General features: G+C 73.3%; 16 protein-coding genes. 14 read left to right on the top strand and 2 right to left on the bottom strand.

The genetic code is table 11. From position 1 onward, the window contains the following. Positions 1 to 7: 7 nt before the first annotated feature. Both rfbD and rfbA read left to right on the top strand, forming a co-directional pair. Positions 8 to 838 (top strand): dTDP-4-dehydrorhamnose reductase, encoded by an 831-nt coding sequence (gene rfbD, locus ABD990_RS00455; protein ID WP_345377591.1) that lies wholly within the window; start codon positions 8 to 10, stop codon positions 836 to 838. After that, positions 835 to 1743 carry a glucose-1-phosphate thymidylyltransferase RfbA gene (rfbA, locus tag ABD990_RS00460; RefSeq protein ID WP_345377592.1) on the top strand — a complete coding sequence of 303 codons (909 nt, stop codon included), beginning with the start codon at positions 835 to 837 and terminating at the stop codon, positions 1741 to 1743. The genes rfbD and rfbA overlap by 4 nt, the downstream gene beginning before the upstream one ends. Positions 1744 to 1758: 15 nt before the next feature. Here rfbA and ABD990_RS00465 read toward each other — a convergent pair whose 3' ends face one another. Then, complete coding sequence (locus ABD990_RS00465; protein ID WP_345377593.1) at positions 1759 to 2130, bottom strand: NADase-type glycan-binding domain-containing protein; 372 nt, start codon at positions 2128 to 2130, stop codon at positions 1759 to 1761. Between ABD990_RS00465 and ABD990_RS00470 the strand changes: the two genes are divergently transcribed. From ABD990_RS00470 to ABD990_RS00520, 11 genes are all read left to right on the top strand, one after another. Beyond that, on the top strand, positions 2120 to 2389 hold the full coding sequence (locus ABD990_RS00470) for a hypothetical protein (protein WP_345377594.1): 270 nt from the start codon (positions 2120 to 2122) through the stop codon (positions 2387 to 2389). The genes ABD990_RS00465 and ABD990_RS00470 overlap by 11 nt on opposite strands. 467 nt (positions 2390 to 2856) lie before the next feature. Next, positions 2857 to 3834, top strand: coding sequence for an ERCC4 domain-containing protein (locus tag ABD990_RS00475; RefSeq protein WP_345377595.1), 978 nt, complete (start codon positions 2857 to 2859; stop codon positions 3832 to 3834). Between the two features lie 215 nt (positions 3835 to 4049). Then, positions 4050 to 4877: a glycosyltransferase family 2 protein gene (locus tag ABD990_RS00480; protein ID WP_345377596.1), complete on the top strand. Its 828-nt coding sequence runs from the start codon at positions 4050 to 4052 to the stop codon at positions 4875 to 4877. Between the two features lie 302 nt (positions 4878 to 5179). After that, the gene (locus ABD990_RS00485) at positions 5180 to 5941 is read left to right on the top strand and encodes a hypothetical protein (RefSeq protein ID WP_345377597.1); all 762 of its coding nucleotides are present in this window, start codon (positions 5180 to 5182) and stop codon (positions 5939 to 5941) included. 53 nt (positions 5942 to 5994) lie between these two features. Continuing rightward, positions 5995 to 7692 (top strand): phosphoenolpyruvate mutase, encoded by a 1698-nt coding sequence (gene aepX, locus ABD990_RS00490; protein ID WP_345377598.1) that lies wholly within the window; start codon positions 5995 to 5997, stop codon positions 7690 to 7692. Between the two features lie 25 nt (positions 7693 to 7717). Beyond that, positions 7718 to 8905, top strand: a complete 1188-nt coding sequence (aepY, locus tag ABD990_RS00495) for a phosphonopyruvate decarboxylase (RefSeq protein ID WP_345377599.1) — start codon at positions 7718 to 7720, stop codon at positions 8903 to 8905. Continuing rightward, positions 8905 to 10155: an MATE family efflux transporter gene (locus ABD990_RS00500; RefSeq protein WP_345377600.1), complete on the top strand. Its 1251-nt coding sequence runs from the start codon at positions 8905 to 8907 to the stop codon at positions 10153 to 10155. Before aepY ends, ABD990_RS00500 begins: the two co-directional genes overlap by 1 nt. Further along, positions 10142 to 10915 carry a phosphocholine cytidylyltransferase family protein gene (locus ABD990_RS00505; RefSeq protein WP_345377601.1) on the top strand — a complete coding sequence of 258 codons (774 nt, stop codon included), beginning with the start codon at positions 10142 to 10144 and terminating at the stop codon, positions 10913 to 10915. Before ABD990_RS00500 ends, ABD990_RS00505 begins: the two co-directional genes overlap by 14 nt. A 3-nt stretch (positions 10916 to 10918) precedes the next feature. Continuing rightward, positions 10919 to 11983 (top strand): 2-aminoethylphosphonate aminotransferase, encoded by a 1065-nt coding sequence (locus tag ABD990_RS00510; protein ID WP_345377602.1) that lies wholly within the window; start codon positions 10919 to 10921, stop codon positions 11981 to 11983. After that, a complete protein-coding gene (locus tag ABD990_RS00515) occupies positions 11980 to 13044 on the top strand; it encodes a GNAT family N-acetyltransferase (RefSeq protein ID WP_345377603.1) in 1065 nt (354 codons plus the stop codon). Before ABD990_RS00510 ends, ABD990_RS00515 begins: the two co-directional genes overlap by 4 nt. Positions 13045 to 13182: 138 nt before the next feature. Next, positions 13183 to 13914 carry a glycosyltransferase family 2 protein gene (locus ABD990_RS00520; protein ID WP_345377604.1) on the top strand — a complete coding sequence of 244 codons (732 nt, stop codon included), beginning with the start codon at positions 13183 to 13185 and terminating at the stop codon, positions 13912 to 13914. Positions 13915 to 13950: 36 nt separating this feature from the next. Here ABD990_RS00520 and ABD990_RS00525 read toward each other — a convergent pair whose 3' ends face one another. Continuing rightward, complete coding sequence (locus ABD990_RS00525) at positions 13951 to 14595, bottom strand: response regulator (RefSeq protein WP_345377605.1); 645 nt, start codon at positions 14593 to 14595, stop codon at positions 13951 to 13953. Between the two features lie 125 nt (positions 14596 to 14720). On the opposite strand from ABD990_RS00525, the gene ABD990_RS00530 reads away from it, so the two are divergent. Then, positions 14721 to 15146 (top strand): ester cyclase, encoded by a 426-nt coding sequence (locus ABD990_RS00530; protein WP_345377606.1) that lies wholly within the window; start codon positions 14721 to 14723, stop codon positions 15144 to 15146. Positions 15147 to 15157 lie beyond the last annotated feature (11 nt).

Genomic DNA, 15157 nt, shown 5'->3' on the forward strand with positions numbered 1-15157 from the left:
TGCCCCCGTGCGCGCCCTCGTCCTCGGAGCGGGCGGCCAGCTCGGGAAGGCGCTGGCCGCGGCCCTGCCCACGGCCCGGGCGGTGACCCGCGCCGAGCTGGACCTGACCGACCCGGCCGCGCTCGCCGCCGTCGACTGGTCGGCCTTCGACACGATCCTCAACGCCGCCGCCTACACCAAGGTCGACGCCGCGGAGACCCTCGAGGGCCGCCGGCAGGCCTGGGCCGCCAACGCCTTGGCCCCCGCCGCCCTCGCCCGGATCGCCACCGCGCAGGACCTGCGACTGGTACACGTCTCGACGGAGTACGTCTTCGACGGCACCCACGAGGGCCCGATCCCCGAGACCGCCGCGATCGCCCCGCTCAGCGCGTACGGGGCCTCGAAGGCCGCCGGCGACGCCGCCGTCACGACCACCCCGAAGCACTGGATCGTCCGCCCGACCTGGGTGATCGGCGACGGCGCCAACTTCGCCCGCACCATGCGCACCCTGGCCCACAGAGGGGTCAGCCCGACGGTCGTCGCCGACCAGATCGGCCGGCCCACCCTGGCCACCGACCTCGCCGCCGGAATCCTCCAGCTCCTCGAGTGCGATCCCGGCACCTACCACCTGACCAACGACGGCGAGCCGGCGAGCTGGGCGGACGTCGCCCGGTTCGTCTTCGCGGCCTCCGGGCGCAGCGGCGACGACGTCACCGACACCACCACCGCGGCGTACTTCGCCGACAAGCCGGACGCCGCCCGGCGGCCGTCGAACAGCGTCCTCGACCTGACGAAAGCCGCGAAGGCCGGTGTGACGCTGCCGGACTGGCGGGAGAGCCTGGAGGCCTATCTCCGATGAAGGGCATCGTCCTGGCCGGCGGCACCGGCACCCGGCTGCACCCGATCACCCGCGGCGTCTCGAAGCAGCTGCTGCCGGTGTTCGACAAGCCGATGATCTACTACCCGCTCTCCACCCTGATGCTGGCCGGGGTCCGCGAGATCCTGGTCATCACCACCCCCGAGGACGCCCCGAGCTTCCACCGCCTCCTCGGCGACGGCGGCGAGCTGGGCCTCGCCCTCACCTACGCCACCCAGGCCGAGCCCAACGGCATCGCCGAGGCCTTCCTCATCGGCGAGGACCACGTGGCGGGCGAGAACGTCGCGCTCGTGCTGGGCGACAACATCTTCCACGGCCCCCGGTTCTCCGGGATGCTGCGCGACGCCCGCGACGGCCTCGGCCCCGCGGGCGACGGCTGCGTCCTGTTCGGCTACCCCGTCAAGGACCCGCAGCGCTACGGTGTCGGCGAGGCCGACGACCAGGGCCGCCTGGTCTCCATCGAGGAGAAGCCCGACGAGCCGCGCTCCGACCGCGCCATCACCGGCCTCTACCTCTACGACGGGCAGGCAGCCGAGCTGGCGAAGCAACTCCGACCGTCCGCGCGCGGGGAGCTCGAGATCACCGACCTCAACCGCGCGTACATGCAGCAGGGCCGCGCCCGGCTCGTCGACCTCGGCCGCGGTTTCGCCTGGCTCGACACCGGCACCCACGAGTCGCTGATCGATGCCGCGCACTACGTCCAGGTGCTCGAGAACCGCCAAGGGATCCGCATCGCCTGCCTGGAGGAGGTCGCCCTGCGGATGGGCTTCATCGACGCCGACGCCTGCTACGCGCTCGGCGAGAAGCAGGCGAAGAACGGCTACGGGCAGTACGTCATGGACGTCGCCCGGTCGATGGGGGCGAAGTCCTTCACCGCGACACGGTGAGCGAGCCGGAGCGCTTCAGACGACCGCGACCTCCGAGATCGCGATCGTGTCGTTCGCGGCCTGCCCGTTCTGCGCCGTCCCCGGCACGCTGTCCAGGACCGTGATCGTCAGGCGGCCGGTGACCGTCGCGCTCAGCGCGGTCCACTGGAGCTCGCGTCGGTCCGCCGACGGGTCCAGGGCGGCGGTGACCGAGCGGCCGTCGTCCGTCGTGAGGCGGACGGCGGTGATGCGGCGGTTCTGCGTGTAGCGGTCGGTCCCGTCCGCGGGGTCGACCTTCGCGAGACCGGGGACGATCCCGAGCGCGCTCACGCGCATGGGCGCGGCGAAGGTCAGCGTCAGGCTCTGCCCGACCCCGTCGCCGCTGCAGCGCCAGGCCGTGGCGAACACGCCGTCGATCGCCCGGGACGCCTCGTACGAGGTGGGCATCCCGGCGGCGTCGCTGCTGGGTGGGCGGACGCAGGTCGCGCTGGCCGTGATCGCCGCGGTGATCGGTGCCGTGGGGACCGGGACCACCGGAGCGGCGGGCCTGACCCGCGGGGACCAGAAGAACAAGGTCAGCAGAACTCCCAGAACCACGAGCCCGGCGAGCACCGTGATCGCGATGGGCCACGCGCTCCGCTGCGGCGCCGCGACGGCCACGGGCTGAGGCGGAGCACTCGACGCGGGCGGGGCCACCGGCGCAGGCGGACCGACCGGCGACGGGGCCACCGGGCCAGGCGGGATCACCGGCGCCGGCGGGGCGGTCGACGCAGGCAGTGCAGCCGGCGTAGGCAGGGCGGTCGACGCAGGCAGTGCAGCCGGCGCGAGCGGACGAACTGGCGCGCCCCGCATGCCTTTCCCGCGAGTCGGCGTTTCCGGGACTCCGAACCGCACGTCTCGGGAGGCCCCGCACGTCCCGCAGAAGCGCGCACCCCGCGCGATGCCCGTCCCGCAGTAGCCGCACCGCTCCGTCGCGATCGTCTGGATCGTCACCGTCCGCCCCCGTCGTCCTCGACTGTTCGTCGGAGCCGTCGGGTCCGATCACCGATTTGCTACGGGCCGGGCGGCGGTATGGACAGAATTGGGTACTGCGCCGTTCGGGGCAGCGCTTGCCCGATGCGCGAGACTCGGTGCGTGGAGCTGCTCGTCGCGCGGAACCCCGACCCGGACAGCTCGCTGCCGTACCTGATCCGCGTTCCCCTCGCCGGCGGCCTCGTGTTCCGCGCGAAGGACACGTGGCCGCGCACGAAGGCGATCTACTGCCACCCCGTCGGGGCGGACGAGTGGCCCACCGAGGCCGAGATCGTCGAGCGGGTCGCGCTCAAGTCGTGCGTCCGGCGCGGGGCGGCGATCGACGTCGTCGCCGACCGCGGCCGTGAGCAGCGCTCCCAGATCGTGTTCACGCGGGCACGCGGCAGGGAGATGGTGTTCTGGCAGTCGCCGCGGACCCGCAAGCAGGCCCGTCCGGACGTCCGGCTCCCCACCGCCCGCGCGTCCGGCATCCCCGAGCTCGAGATCCTCGTCGACGCGCACGAGCGCTACCCGTACTCCTTCTCCGGCCAGCAGGTGACGACCTCGAAGCGCGGGCTGCCCTGCGGCGACTACGCGGTCCTCGGCGGGGGCGGCACGGTGGTCGCGGCGGTGGAGCGGAAGTCCCTGGCCGACCTCGTGAGCAGCGTGTCCGACGGCCGGCTGCGCTTCGCGTTGACCGAGCTCGCGACCCTGCCCCGTGCGGCCGTCGTCGTGGAGGAGCGGTACTCGTCGATCTTCAAGCAGACCTACGTCCGCCCCGCGACCATCGCGGACGGGCTCGCCGAGCTGCAGGTCCGCTGGCCCGCGATCCCGATCGTCTTCTGCGACACCCGCGCGCTCGCCGAGGAGTGGACCTACCGCTTCCTCGCCGCCGCCCGATCCTGGGCCGACGACGAAGCCGTGGCCGCCGACCGGTTCGGCGGCGTCTCCGCGCTGACCGACGCTCCGGCCGCTCCCCCGCCGTCGACCGCCGAGGTCCGGCGCTGGGCGCGGGAGAACGGCATCGCCGTACCGGACAAGGGCCGGTTGCGGCCCGAGGTGCACGAGGCGTGGCGGGCTGCGCACCGCGACCACTCCTGACCCGAACGGCTCACCCACGGGAACCGAGCGGCCCAACTTCGGCCCAGGAAGGTTGGTGATCTCGTAACAGGGCGATCCGCCCTGCCGATGCCACGCACCGACTGGGTGAACACGCGCCGAACGGCGGACGGCGACCCGACGACCGACACGGGAGCCCCGGACGCCTCGCCGATCGCCTGCAGTGGCGGAACGGCGGGTGCGTCGAGGGAGGCCACATGGACGGATCGACCCCGGACGGCTCGCGCGGACGGCCGTCGGTCTCCGTGGTCGTCCCCACCCTGAACGAGCGCCGGAACATCGGACGCCTGCTGGCCGGCCTCGACCCGCGCTACGAGGTCGTGGTGTCCGACGGGGGCTCTGTCGACGGAACCCCGGAGGCGGCCCGCGCGGCGCGACCGTCGTGTCGTGTCGTCCGGCAGTCCGGCCGGGGTCGGGGCACCAGCATCCTCACCGGCCTGTGGAGCGCGACGGGCGACCTCCTGGTCACCCTCGACGCCGACGGCTCGGCCGACCCGCACGAGGTGCCGCGTGCGGTCGCGGCGCTGGAGGCGGGCGCCGACATGGCGAAGGGCGCGCGCACCCTCGCCTGCAGGACGCGCGCCGGAACGGGACGGAGCGTCGCGGATCTGGCGGTGGCCTCCGTGGCCTCCGCCGTGCTGGGTACCGCCTTCGCCGACATCTGCTGTGGACTCACGGCGATGCGGCGCTCGGTCCTCCCCCGACTCGACCTGCCCGACGGCCGGCGGCGGTCCACCGATCCCCCGGTCCTCGGCGACGGCGTCGAGTTCGAGGTCGTCCTGGCCTGTCGGGCGATCACTGCCGGACTGTCCATCCGGAGTATTCCGGGCCTACAAAAGGCGCAGTGGTGCGAATACCGGGCGGAGCCCTCCATCCCGGATCGAGGACGCATTCTTCGCGCACTGTTCCTGGAGCGCAGGAGAGCCGCGCGTGCTCGCAGGACCCGCATTGCCCTCCCACTTCTCGCAGCACCGAGCGAGGAGATCTCCGCGACCGGCATCCGCCGATCGGCGGACGGCGGCTGATCACTCTTCCGCAGGTCGAGAGGCAAGGAGTAGCAACCGCCGGCACGGAACGCTGCCGCCTCGGATACCCCCGCGGACTGATCGGACGACCGCGTCCGAAAGGGACCGGAGTTCGACCGGCACCCCTGTTCGATCGTACACAGAGGAATCGGGGTGGGCGCTCCCGCCAATCATGAGAATCCCGCTCGCTCGGCGCGACGCCCTTTTCGCCATGACCTATGCTGGCGGCCGTTTGCGTGACGTACACGACGGATTCACCCGTTGGACATGATCGATCCGGTCTCACCCGAGAAGGAGTCAGCGTGGTCGAACTGCCCGCGACGATCGAGCAGATCGCCGGCGTGGTGCGCCGCCAGCTGCGCAGCATGAAGCTGGACCGGACCGTGCGGCGTCTGCCGGGCAACGAGGTCGTCGCGCTGCGGGACTTCCTCGGCCCGCAGGCGAACCGGATCCTGTCCCGGCTCGGGCTGATCCCGAAGGCCGTGCTGCGCCGACGCGCCCGTCGCTTCGAGGAGGACCTCCGCCTGCTCAACGACGTGCTGGCGGGCACCGGATTCGGGGAGCGCTACTGGGTGTGGGGCGGCATGCTGCTGGGCTGGGCCCGCGAGGGCCGCCTGCTGCCGCACGACATCGGCGATGCGGACTTCTGCTACGACGCCGCGGACGAGGAGCTCCTCGACCGTGCGGAACCCGCGTTGCTCGCCGCCGGCTTCCGGCGCTGGTACTCCTTCCGCGACAGCCACGGCGAGCGGACCGAGAGGATCTTCATCCGGCACGGGGCGCTGTTCGAGTTCTTCCGGCTCCGCCCGACCGACCAGGACATGCAGGAGTACCACCTGTACGGGGCCGGTCCGACCGGCCTGGTCGAGGCCGTCGGGCTGCTGCCCCGGCTCGACACCGAACCGTTCGAGTTCCTCGGGCGGACGTGGCGCAAGCCCGTCGACCACGAGAAGGTCCTGGAGCTCCACTACGGGGACTGGCGCACGCCCGACCCGACCTGGGGCTACCTGGACGACAACGCCATCGTGCGGACCCGCGAGTGGCGCCCGGCGGGAGCGCGGTGACCCGCCGCGCCCCTGCCGCGGACGCCGTCGCCAGGACGAAAGGGGATCCCCCGATGCCCGACCCACTGCTGTCCACCGGGCTCGACCACCCGGGACCCGACCACCCCGGGCTGCCCCGTCCCCGGGGCGGCACCGCGCCCCGCTCCCGGGCGGCGGCCCTGCGGCGGATGGTGCTCTCCGACGAGCTCGAGTTCCTGATGGAGGCGCACAACGGGCTCTCCGCCCGGATCGTGCGCGAGGCCGGGTTCGGCGGGATCTGGGCCTCCGGCCTGGCCATGTCCGCCCAGCTCGGCGTCCGGGACAACAACGAGGCGAGCTGGACGCAGATCGTCGACGTCGTCGAGTTCATGGCCGACGCCAGCGACCTGCCCATCCTGCTCGACGGGGACACCGGCTTCGGCAACTTCAACAACGTCCGCCGCCTGGTGCGCAAGCTGGAGCAGCGGGGCGTTGCGGGGGTCTGCATCGAGGACAAGCAGTTCCCGAAGACCAACAGCTTCATCGACGGCGACCGGCAGCCGCTCGCCGAGGTCGAGGAGTTCTGCGGCCGGATCAAGGCGGGCAAGGACTCGCAGCTCGACGAGGACTTCGTGCTGGTCGCCCGGGTCGAGGCGATGATCGCGGGCTGGGGCGTGGACGAGGCGCTGCACCGCGCCGCGGCCTATGACGAGGCCGGGGCGGACGCGATCCTGATCCACAGCGCCAAGTCGCGACCGGACGAGATCCTCGAGTTCGCGGCGCAGTGGCAGGACCGCGCGCCACTGGTGATCGTGCCGACCAAGTACTACAGCACCCCCACGACGGTGTTCCGCGAGGCCGGGATCAGTGTGGTGATCTGGGCGAACCACCTCCTGCGCGCGGCGACCTCGGCGATGCAGTCCGTCGCCCGCGAGATCCACGACAGCCGCACGTTGGTCAACGTGGAGGACCGGGTCGCGCCGGTCGGGGAGATCTTCCGGCTGCAGGGCGCGGACGAGTACGCCGCGGCGGAGCGCCGCTACCTGTCGGTCGCGCACCAGGCGCCGGCCGCCGTCGTCCTCGCCGCGACACGCGGCCGCGGGCTCGAGGCCGTGACCGAGGACCGCCCGAAGGTCATGCTGCCGATCGCCGGCAAGCCGTTGTTGCGCTGGCTCGTCGACACGTTCAAGTCCCAGGGCGTCAACGACATCACGGTCGTCGGGGGCTACCGGGCGGACGCCATCGACACCTCCGGCCTGAAGCTGGAGGTCAACGAGCGCTACGAGGACACCGGCGAGCTCGAGTCGTTGCGGCACGCCCTGCCCGCGCTGACCCGCGACACCGTGATCTCCTACGGCGACCTGATGCTGCGCGGCTACATCCTGCGCGACCTGCTCGAGGTCAAGGCGGACTTCGCCGTGGTGGTCGACTCCTCCGCCGCCACCGAGGAGGACGGGGGCAGCACGAACGACTTCGTGCAGTGCTCGGAACCCGACGACCGGTCCCTCTTCGGCCGGCGGGTGCTGCTGCGACGCGTCACGGGCGAGGCCGCCGGCGCGGACGGCCGGTGGATCGGGATGCTTTCCGTGCGGGGCGAGGGCGTCGGCCGGTTGACCGGCATGGTGGAGCGCCTCGCGGAGCGCCCGGACTTCGACCGCATGGACATGCCGGACCTGCTCAACGCGCTCGTCGAGGACGGTGCGACAGTCGAGGTCCTGTACATCCACGGTCACTGGCGTGGCATCAACGACCTGTACGACTTCGACCGCGCGGGCGAGTTCGCCCGGCCGTGAGTCCCGACCCCGACGGGAGCACCACGTGATCGCCGCCGAGACCTTCGTCGACGAGGCCCGGTCGCGCGGGTTCGCCTGGTACACCGGCGTGCCCTGCTCGTACCTCACCCCGTTCATCAACCACGTGCTGCAGGCGGATCGGCTGCGATACCTGTCCGCCGCCAACGAGGGCGACGCCGTGGCGATCTCCGCCGGGGTGACCCTCGGCGGCGGGCGCGCGGTGACGATGTTGCAGAACTCGGGGTTGGGCAACGCGGTCAGCCCGCTGACCTCGCTGACCTGGACCTTCCGTCTCCCGCAGCTGCTGATCGTGACCTGGCGCGGCGAGCCCGGGAACCCCGACGAGCCGCAGCACGAGCTGATGGGCCGGATCACGCCGCAGATGCTCGAGACGATGGACGTCCCGTGGGCGGACTTCCCGTCCGACGACGCCGCGGTCGGCCCGGCCCTCGACACGGCCGTGGCGCACATGGACCGCACCGGGCGCCCCTACGCGCTCGTGATGCACAAGGGAACGGTCGCCCCGTACACGTTGCGCGACGGGGTGCGCCCGCCGGCCGCACCCGGCGGTGCCCCCGCACCGGAGGCGGCCGGCGCCCCCGCCGGTGCCCTGCCGACCCGGCGCGAGGCCCTGCAGCGGGTGATCGACCGGACACCCGAGGGGTCGACCGTGGTGCTGGCCTCCACGGGCTACTGCGGCCGCGAGCTCTACGCGCTCGCGGACCGCCCCAACCAGCTCTACATGGTCGGCTCGATGGGCTGCGTGGCGCTGCTCGCCCTCGGCCTGGCGCTGGCCCGGCCCGACGTGCACGTGGTCGCCCTCGACGGGGACGGCGCCGCACTCATGCGGATGGGCGCGTTCGCCACGCTCGGCACGTACGGCCCGCCCAACCTCACCCACCTGCTGCTGGACAACGGCGCGCACGAGTCCACGGGCGGCCAGGCCACCGTGTCGCCGAACGTGTCGTTCGCCGGTGTCGCGGCCGCGTGCGGCTACCCCGTCGCGCTGGAGGGGGACGACCCGGGCCTGGTCGACGCGCTGCTCGACGCGCCGGCGGCCGACGGACCGCGCTTCGCGCGGCTGCGGATCGGCACCGGGACGCCGAAGGACCTGCCCCGGCCGACCGTCACGCCTCCCGAGGTCGCCCGCCGACTGATGTCCCACCTGGCCGGGCGGGTCGCGGAGCCGTCCGCGGCGGAGCCGGGCCGGTGATGCCGGAGGCCCCGGCTCCGCACGTCCTCGCCCGCCTGCCCCGCCCGGTCGCCCGGCTGGCGCAGACCGCCGCACCCAACCAGGCCCTCGTCGCCCTCACGAGCCTGGCCGTCGTCGTGCTCGCGTCCCGGTCCCTGCCACCGGCCGCCTTCGGCCTGTTCGCCTCGGCGCAGCTGGCCGTGCTGTTCTGTGTCGGCGTCGCACAGGCCACCGTGCTCACCCCTATCGTCGCCGACCGGACGGTCGACCCGACCCGCCCGGTCGCCGAGGCGCGCCGGTTGGAGCTGCTCTTCGGGGCGGGGGCGCTGGTCGTCGGCATCCTGGGGGCCCTGTTCCTCTCCGGTGAGCTGCGGACCGTCGTCCTCGGCACCGGTCTCGTCCTGCCGGGCTGCCTGTACTGGGACGCCGTGCGGATGCACTACCAGGGGCGCTCGGCCTACCTCCGGCTCCTGCCCGGGGACCTCGTCGCGAGCGTGGTGACGACCGGCTGGGTCGGGGCCGCCCTGGCCCTGGACCTCGGTCCGCTGGTGACGATCCTCGGACTCGGCGCCGGCCCGTGGGCCGCCTGCCTCGTCGTCCTGCCGCCGTGGTCCTCGCGGTGGACGAGCTGGCGCCGGCCGTGGCCGCGGCGGGTGAGCGCCAACCTCGCCGGCGACTACGTGATCTCGACCGGCCTCGACCAGCTCCTCACCCTGCTCACCGCGGTGTTCCTGTCCGCCCAGGCGCTCGGCGGCCTTCGCCTCGCCCAGTCGGCCCTGGGCCCGATCAGCACGGTCGCGATCGCGCTGAGCATGACGGTGCTGCCCACGATGCGCGACCTCGCGCTCACGCCCGCGGGCAAGGTTCGGTGGGCGGCCCGCCGGTTCGGCGCCGTCGCCGCGCTCGCCCTCGCGATCGGGCTCGCCCTGACGTTCGTGCCGGTCCCGGTCGGTCAGGCTCTCGTGGGCGACTCCTGGGCGATCGCGGCCCCGGTCGCGCTGGCGGTCGCGGTGTACGCCGCGGCGTCCGCGCTGGGGCGGGCCGCCACGCTGACCATGCTGACCTCGGGGGCCAGCGGGCTGCTGGTGACGGTCCGCGCGGTGTCGGCCCCGGTGGTCGCCGTCGTGTGCGTGCTCGTGCTGACCCGGCGTGAGCTGGTCCTCTACGCCTGGACGGCGGCGGGGCTGCTGGCCCTGACGACCGCGGTCCTGTTCGTCATGGCCGCCCGCAGCGGCACCCGTACTTCCGGAGGTGTTCGTGACGACGAGTGAGCCCGACGAGGTGAAGCGGGCCGTGATCCTCGCCGCCGGCCGCGGGCAGCGGCTCGCGGTCGAGACCCGGCCCGGACCGAAGTGCCTGCTGGAGTTCGGCGGCCTGACCCTGCTCGAGCGGCAGCTCCGTGACCTGCACGCGTGCGGGGTGACGGAGGTCGTCATCGCGACGGGGTACGCGTACGAGGAGATCGAGCGCGAGCTCGACCGCCTCGACCTGCCCCGGCCCACGGTCGTCGTGAACGAGCGGTACGAGCTGGGCAGCATGCTCACCGTCGACGTGGTGGGGCCGCAGCTCACCGCCGGCGGGTCCGTCCTGCTGATGGACGCGGACGTGCTGTGCGACGCGCGTGTGCTCGCCCCGCTCGTCCACGCACCGGCCGCGAACGCCCTGCTCGTCGACCGGGACTTCGAGCCCGGCGAGGAGCCGGTCAAGGTGCTGCTGCGCGGCGGGGTGCCGGTCGACCTGGCCAAACGGCCGGATCCCGAGCTGCCGCACGACACCGTCGGCGAGTCCGTCGGCTTCTTCCGGCTCGGCGAGGCGGCCGCCGCGGCGCTGGCCGGGATCGTCCGGGCGAGCGTGGCGGCCGGCGGTGCGGCGCTGCCGCACGAGGACGCGGTGCGGGACCTGCTGCGGGCGGGCGAGCACCCGTTCGCCGCGGTCGACGTGACCGGCGCCCCCTGGACCGAGATCGACTTCCCGCACGACGTGGAGCGCGCCCGCGCGGACGTGCTCCCCCGCCTGAGCCTCGAGGTGTAAACCGTGTTCCTGCTCAACCCCGGCCCCGTCACGCTCTCCCCGCGCGTGCGGGAGAGCCTGCTCGGACCCGACCTCTGCCACCGCGAGCCCGAGTTCTTCGACCTGCAGGACGGAGCCCGGGCGGGCCTGCTGTCGGTCTACGACCTGGATCCCGCCGACTGGGCCGCCGTGCTGCTCACCGGTTCCGGCACGGCCGCCGTCGAGAGCATGGTCGCGTCCGTGGTGCCCGCGGACGGACGGCTGCTCGTGCTGGAGAACGGGGTCTACGGCGAGCGGATGACCGCAATCGCGGAATGTCACGGGATCGCCCACGAGACGCTGGCCGGGGACTGGCTCGACGGCCCCGATCTCGACACCCTCGAGGCGCGGCTGAGCGGGTCCCCGGGCTTCACCCACGTCGCCGTCGTCCACCACGAGACCACGACCGGCCGGCTCACCGATCTCGCCGCGGTCGGCGCGGTGTGCCGGCGGCACGGCGTGCGGCTGCTAGTCGACGGCGTCAGCAGCTTCGGCGGCGAGGAGATCGACTTCGCGCTGCCGATCGACGCCGTCGCCGGCACGGCGAACAAGTGCCTGCACGGTGTTCCCGGTACCGCGTTCGTCGTGGTGCGGCGCAGGGCGCTCGCCTCGGCGGCGCAGCGGGCCTACTACCTGGACCTGACCCGGCTGGCGACGCTGCAGGACCAGCGGAACACGCCCTTCACCCCCGCCGTGCAGAGCCTGTACGCGCTGGTCGAGGCGCTCGACGAGCTCCGGTCCGAGGGCGGGTGGCGGGAGCGGCACGCGCGCTACACCCGCTACGCCGAGGCCGTGGGCGAGGGCCTGCGGCGGGTCGGCGTGGCGCCCCTGCTGCCGGCCGGGACGAGCTCGGTCGTGCTGCGCTCGTACCGCTTGCCCGACAGTGTCACCTACACCGACCTGCACGACGGCCTCAAGGACCGGGGCTTCGTGATCTACGCCGGGCAGGGCGAGCTCGCCAAGTCGATCTTCCGGATCTCGACCATGGGGGACCTGCACGACGCGGACGTCGAGCGCCTGGTCGGAGCCTTGACGGAGGCGTTCTCGTGACGCCTCGCGTCACCTCCCCCGCGCCGGCGACCGTGTGGCGGTCGGTGCTCGAGACGGACGAGGGGGCCGTCGTCGGGCAGTCGCCGGCCTGGCGGGAGGCCGTCCTCGCCGACGGCCGCTTCACGGACGCGAGCGTGCACTACGCCTTCCCGTCGGGCCGTGAGGTCGTGCTCCCCCTGGTCCGGCGGCGTCGGTCGGCGGCGGCCGCGAGGGTGGTCTCGAGCTGGCCCCAGGTCTGGGGCACGGGTGGTCCGATCAGCACGGACGGCCGGATCACGAACGACGAGGCGGAGTTCGTGTGGCGCGACGCCGCCCGTCGCGGAACCCTGATGACCGAGGTGACACTGCGCCCGGCGGCCGACCCGACCTGGGTCTCCGCGGCGTCCCGCGTCGGGTACGCCGTGGAGGCGGGCGGCAGCTACCTGCTGGACCTCGCGGGCGGGTTCGACGAGGTCTGGTCCCGACGCTTCCGCGGCACGGCCCGCACGGCGATGCGCAAGGCGGAGAAGCTCGGCGTCGAGGTGGAGGTCGACCGCACCGGCCGGCTCGCCCACGTCTACGACGAGCTGCACGAGCGCTCGGTCCGCCGCCGCGCCGCGACCGAAGGTGAGCCGGTCTGGCTCAGCCGGTGGCGGATGAGCCGGGTCAGCTCCACCCCGGCACAGGTCGCGCTCGTCGCCGCAGCGTTCGGCAAGGACTGCGCGACCTGGGTCGCCCGGCGGGACGGCGAACCGGTCGCGGCCGTCATCGTGCTGAGCGCGGGCGGGCACGCGAAGTACTGGCGCGGTGCGATGGACAAGGACCTCGCCACCCCCTCGCGGGCCAACGACCTGCTGCACCGCCTCGCGATCGAGGACGCCTGCGACCAGGGGCGCCGCTGGTACGACATGGGCGGCGCCCACCCGGACTCCGCGCTCGCGGCCTTCAAGACCAAGCTCGGCGCCACGCTCCACCACACCCACGAGCTGCGCGCCCGACGACTGCCCGCGCGCCTCGGCCACGAGGCGCGCAGCCGCGTGGAGACGCTGGTCAAACGTGTGACAGGGCTCGGGGAGATGTGAGGTTCGTCGAGGTCCGCTGGTTTACAATTCAACTAGATGTGTAACGCATGCGCCTGGCCCGGCGATGACGAAGCGGGCCGGTGTGCCATGGTCGGCCCCCGCGCCCGGGCGGGGCGTGCCGACGTGGGGAGAAACGACATGCACGGTCCGGGTGGCGCGCGGCCATCGGTCTCGGTGGTCGTGCCGACGCTCAACGAGCGTCGCAACGTCGAACGGCTGCTGGCCGGGCTCGATCCCGCGTACGAGGTGGTGGTGTCCGACGGCGGTTCCCTCGACGGCACGCCCGACGCCGTCCGCCGCGTCCGGCCGAGCTCTCGGGTCGTCACGCAGGGGTGGAGCCGGGGCACCAGCATGCTCGCGGGCCTGCACGCGGCGCGGGGCGACGCCCTCGTCCTGCTCGACGCCGACGGGTCCACCTGCCCGACCGAGGTCGCCCGGCTGGTCATTGCCCTCGACGACGCCGACCTGGTCCGCGGCTCCCGCCCGACCCGACGCTCGGTTGCCGACGCCGCGCTCGCCGCCGTCGCCACCGCTCGCCTCGGCACACGAATCACGGACCCGTGGTGCGGGGCGACCGCGCTCCGACGCCCGGTCGTTCCTCGGCTCGGGCTGCCGGACCTCGCCCGGCACGGCGCCGGCTTCGAGCTTCTCCTGGCCTTCCGTGCCGCCCGGGAGGGGCTGACGGTGTGCGAGGTCCCGGACGTTCGCGCGGCGGAGTGGCACCGGTCCTTCCCGACGAGCTCGCTGACCGAGAACTCGCGGGTGATCAGGACGCTGCTCACGGAGCGGCGGTCCCCGTTCGCGCAGACCGTGCCCGCGCCTCGCCCGACGGTCGACGGGGTCGTCCCGCAAGCCTACGACCGCTCCTGACCAGCAGCTTCGGACTCGAGCCGCATCTGGTCGCGCTCAGCCCCGCACCCGCCGCACCGCGGCGAGCACCATCTGCATCAGCTCCCCGGGTGTGTCCGCCCACCCCTCCGCCCCGTGCCGCACCGCCTCGTCGAAGTGCTCGGGCCGGCCGGACCGGGCGTAGACGACGAACGGCGTGTGCACGCCCGCCGCCCGCAGCTTCTGCAGCAGGTCGTAGCCCGCCTGTGGGTGCTCGAGCCGCTCCATGTCCGAGACGATCACGTCGTAGGCGGGGTTGCGCTGCACCCGCTCCAGGGCGTCCTCGGTCGACGGGCTCAGCTCGACGTCGATACCGACCGCCTCCATCGCCGCGACCTCGTGCCGATTCGTGCTCGGATGGTCGTCGACCCACAGGACGCGGGCCCGGCCACCGACCGCACGGAGCGTCCGCGCGGCGCTGTCGACGTGGTCCAGCGCGGCCTGCTGGTCCATCGGCGGCGCCCCCTTCGCGGCGGTGGCCTGGGTGAGCGCGGTCGCGGCCTGCTGCCGGCTCGTCGCCGAGATCTCCAGCCCGCCCGGCCCCTTCACCGTCAACGACCCGGACAGCAGCCGGTTGAGCGGCTTCCGGAACAGCACGACGACCAAGACCACGAGCGCCGGCCACACCAGCACCCCGATCAGCCTCGTGACGTCCGCGAGCACGTCGCCTCCTTCCGCACCGGTGCTCGCACACGGTGAGCGGCCCGTTACGACTACGCAGTTCTGCGCAGCGACGAGACGTCCCTCGGGGAGGACCCTGGTCTCCCCTGCGGAACGAGGTGAGGACGATGGACGACCTGCAGCTGGTCCGGAACGAGTTCGACGCCTGGAACAGCCGGAACCTCGACGGCTGGCTCGCCCACTACTCGGACAAGTCGGTCTTCGACGTCCCCGGCGGCGTGCACCTCGAGGGCCTCGACGGTGCCCGGATGTTCTGGGCCGGCTACCAGGACGGCTTCCCCGACAACCGCGTCGTCGAGCGCCGGCTCTTCGGCCAGGACGGCCAGGTCCTCCTCGAGGCGGTCTTCGAAGGCACCCACACCGGCCCGCTGCCGACGCCCGACGGCCGGACGATCGAGCCCACGAACCGCCCCGTCCGCGTCCCCTTCTGCGGGCTCTACCTGGTGGAGGACGGCGTGATCACGGGCCACACCCTCTACTTCGACCAGATGGAGCTGCTCACCCAGCTCGGCCTGGTCGACACGGCACGCTGACCGGCCGCCTC

It is taken from the genome of Pseudonocardia yuanmonensis (genome assembly GCF_039542425.1).
GTDB lineage: Bacteria > Actinomycetota > Actinomycetes > Mycobacteriales > Pseudonocardiaceae > Pseudonocardia > Pseudonocardia yuanmonensis.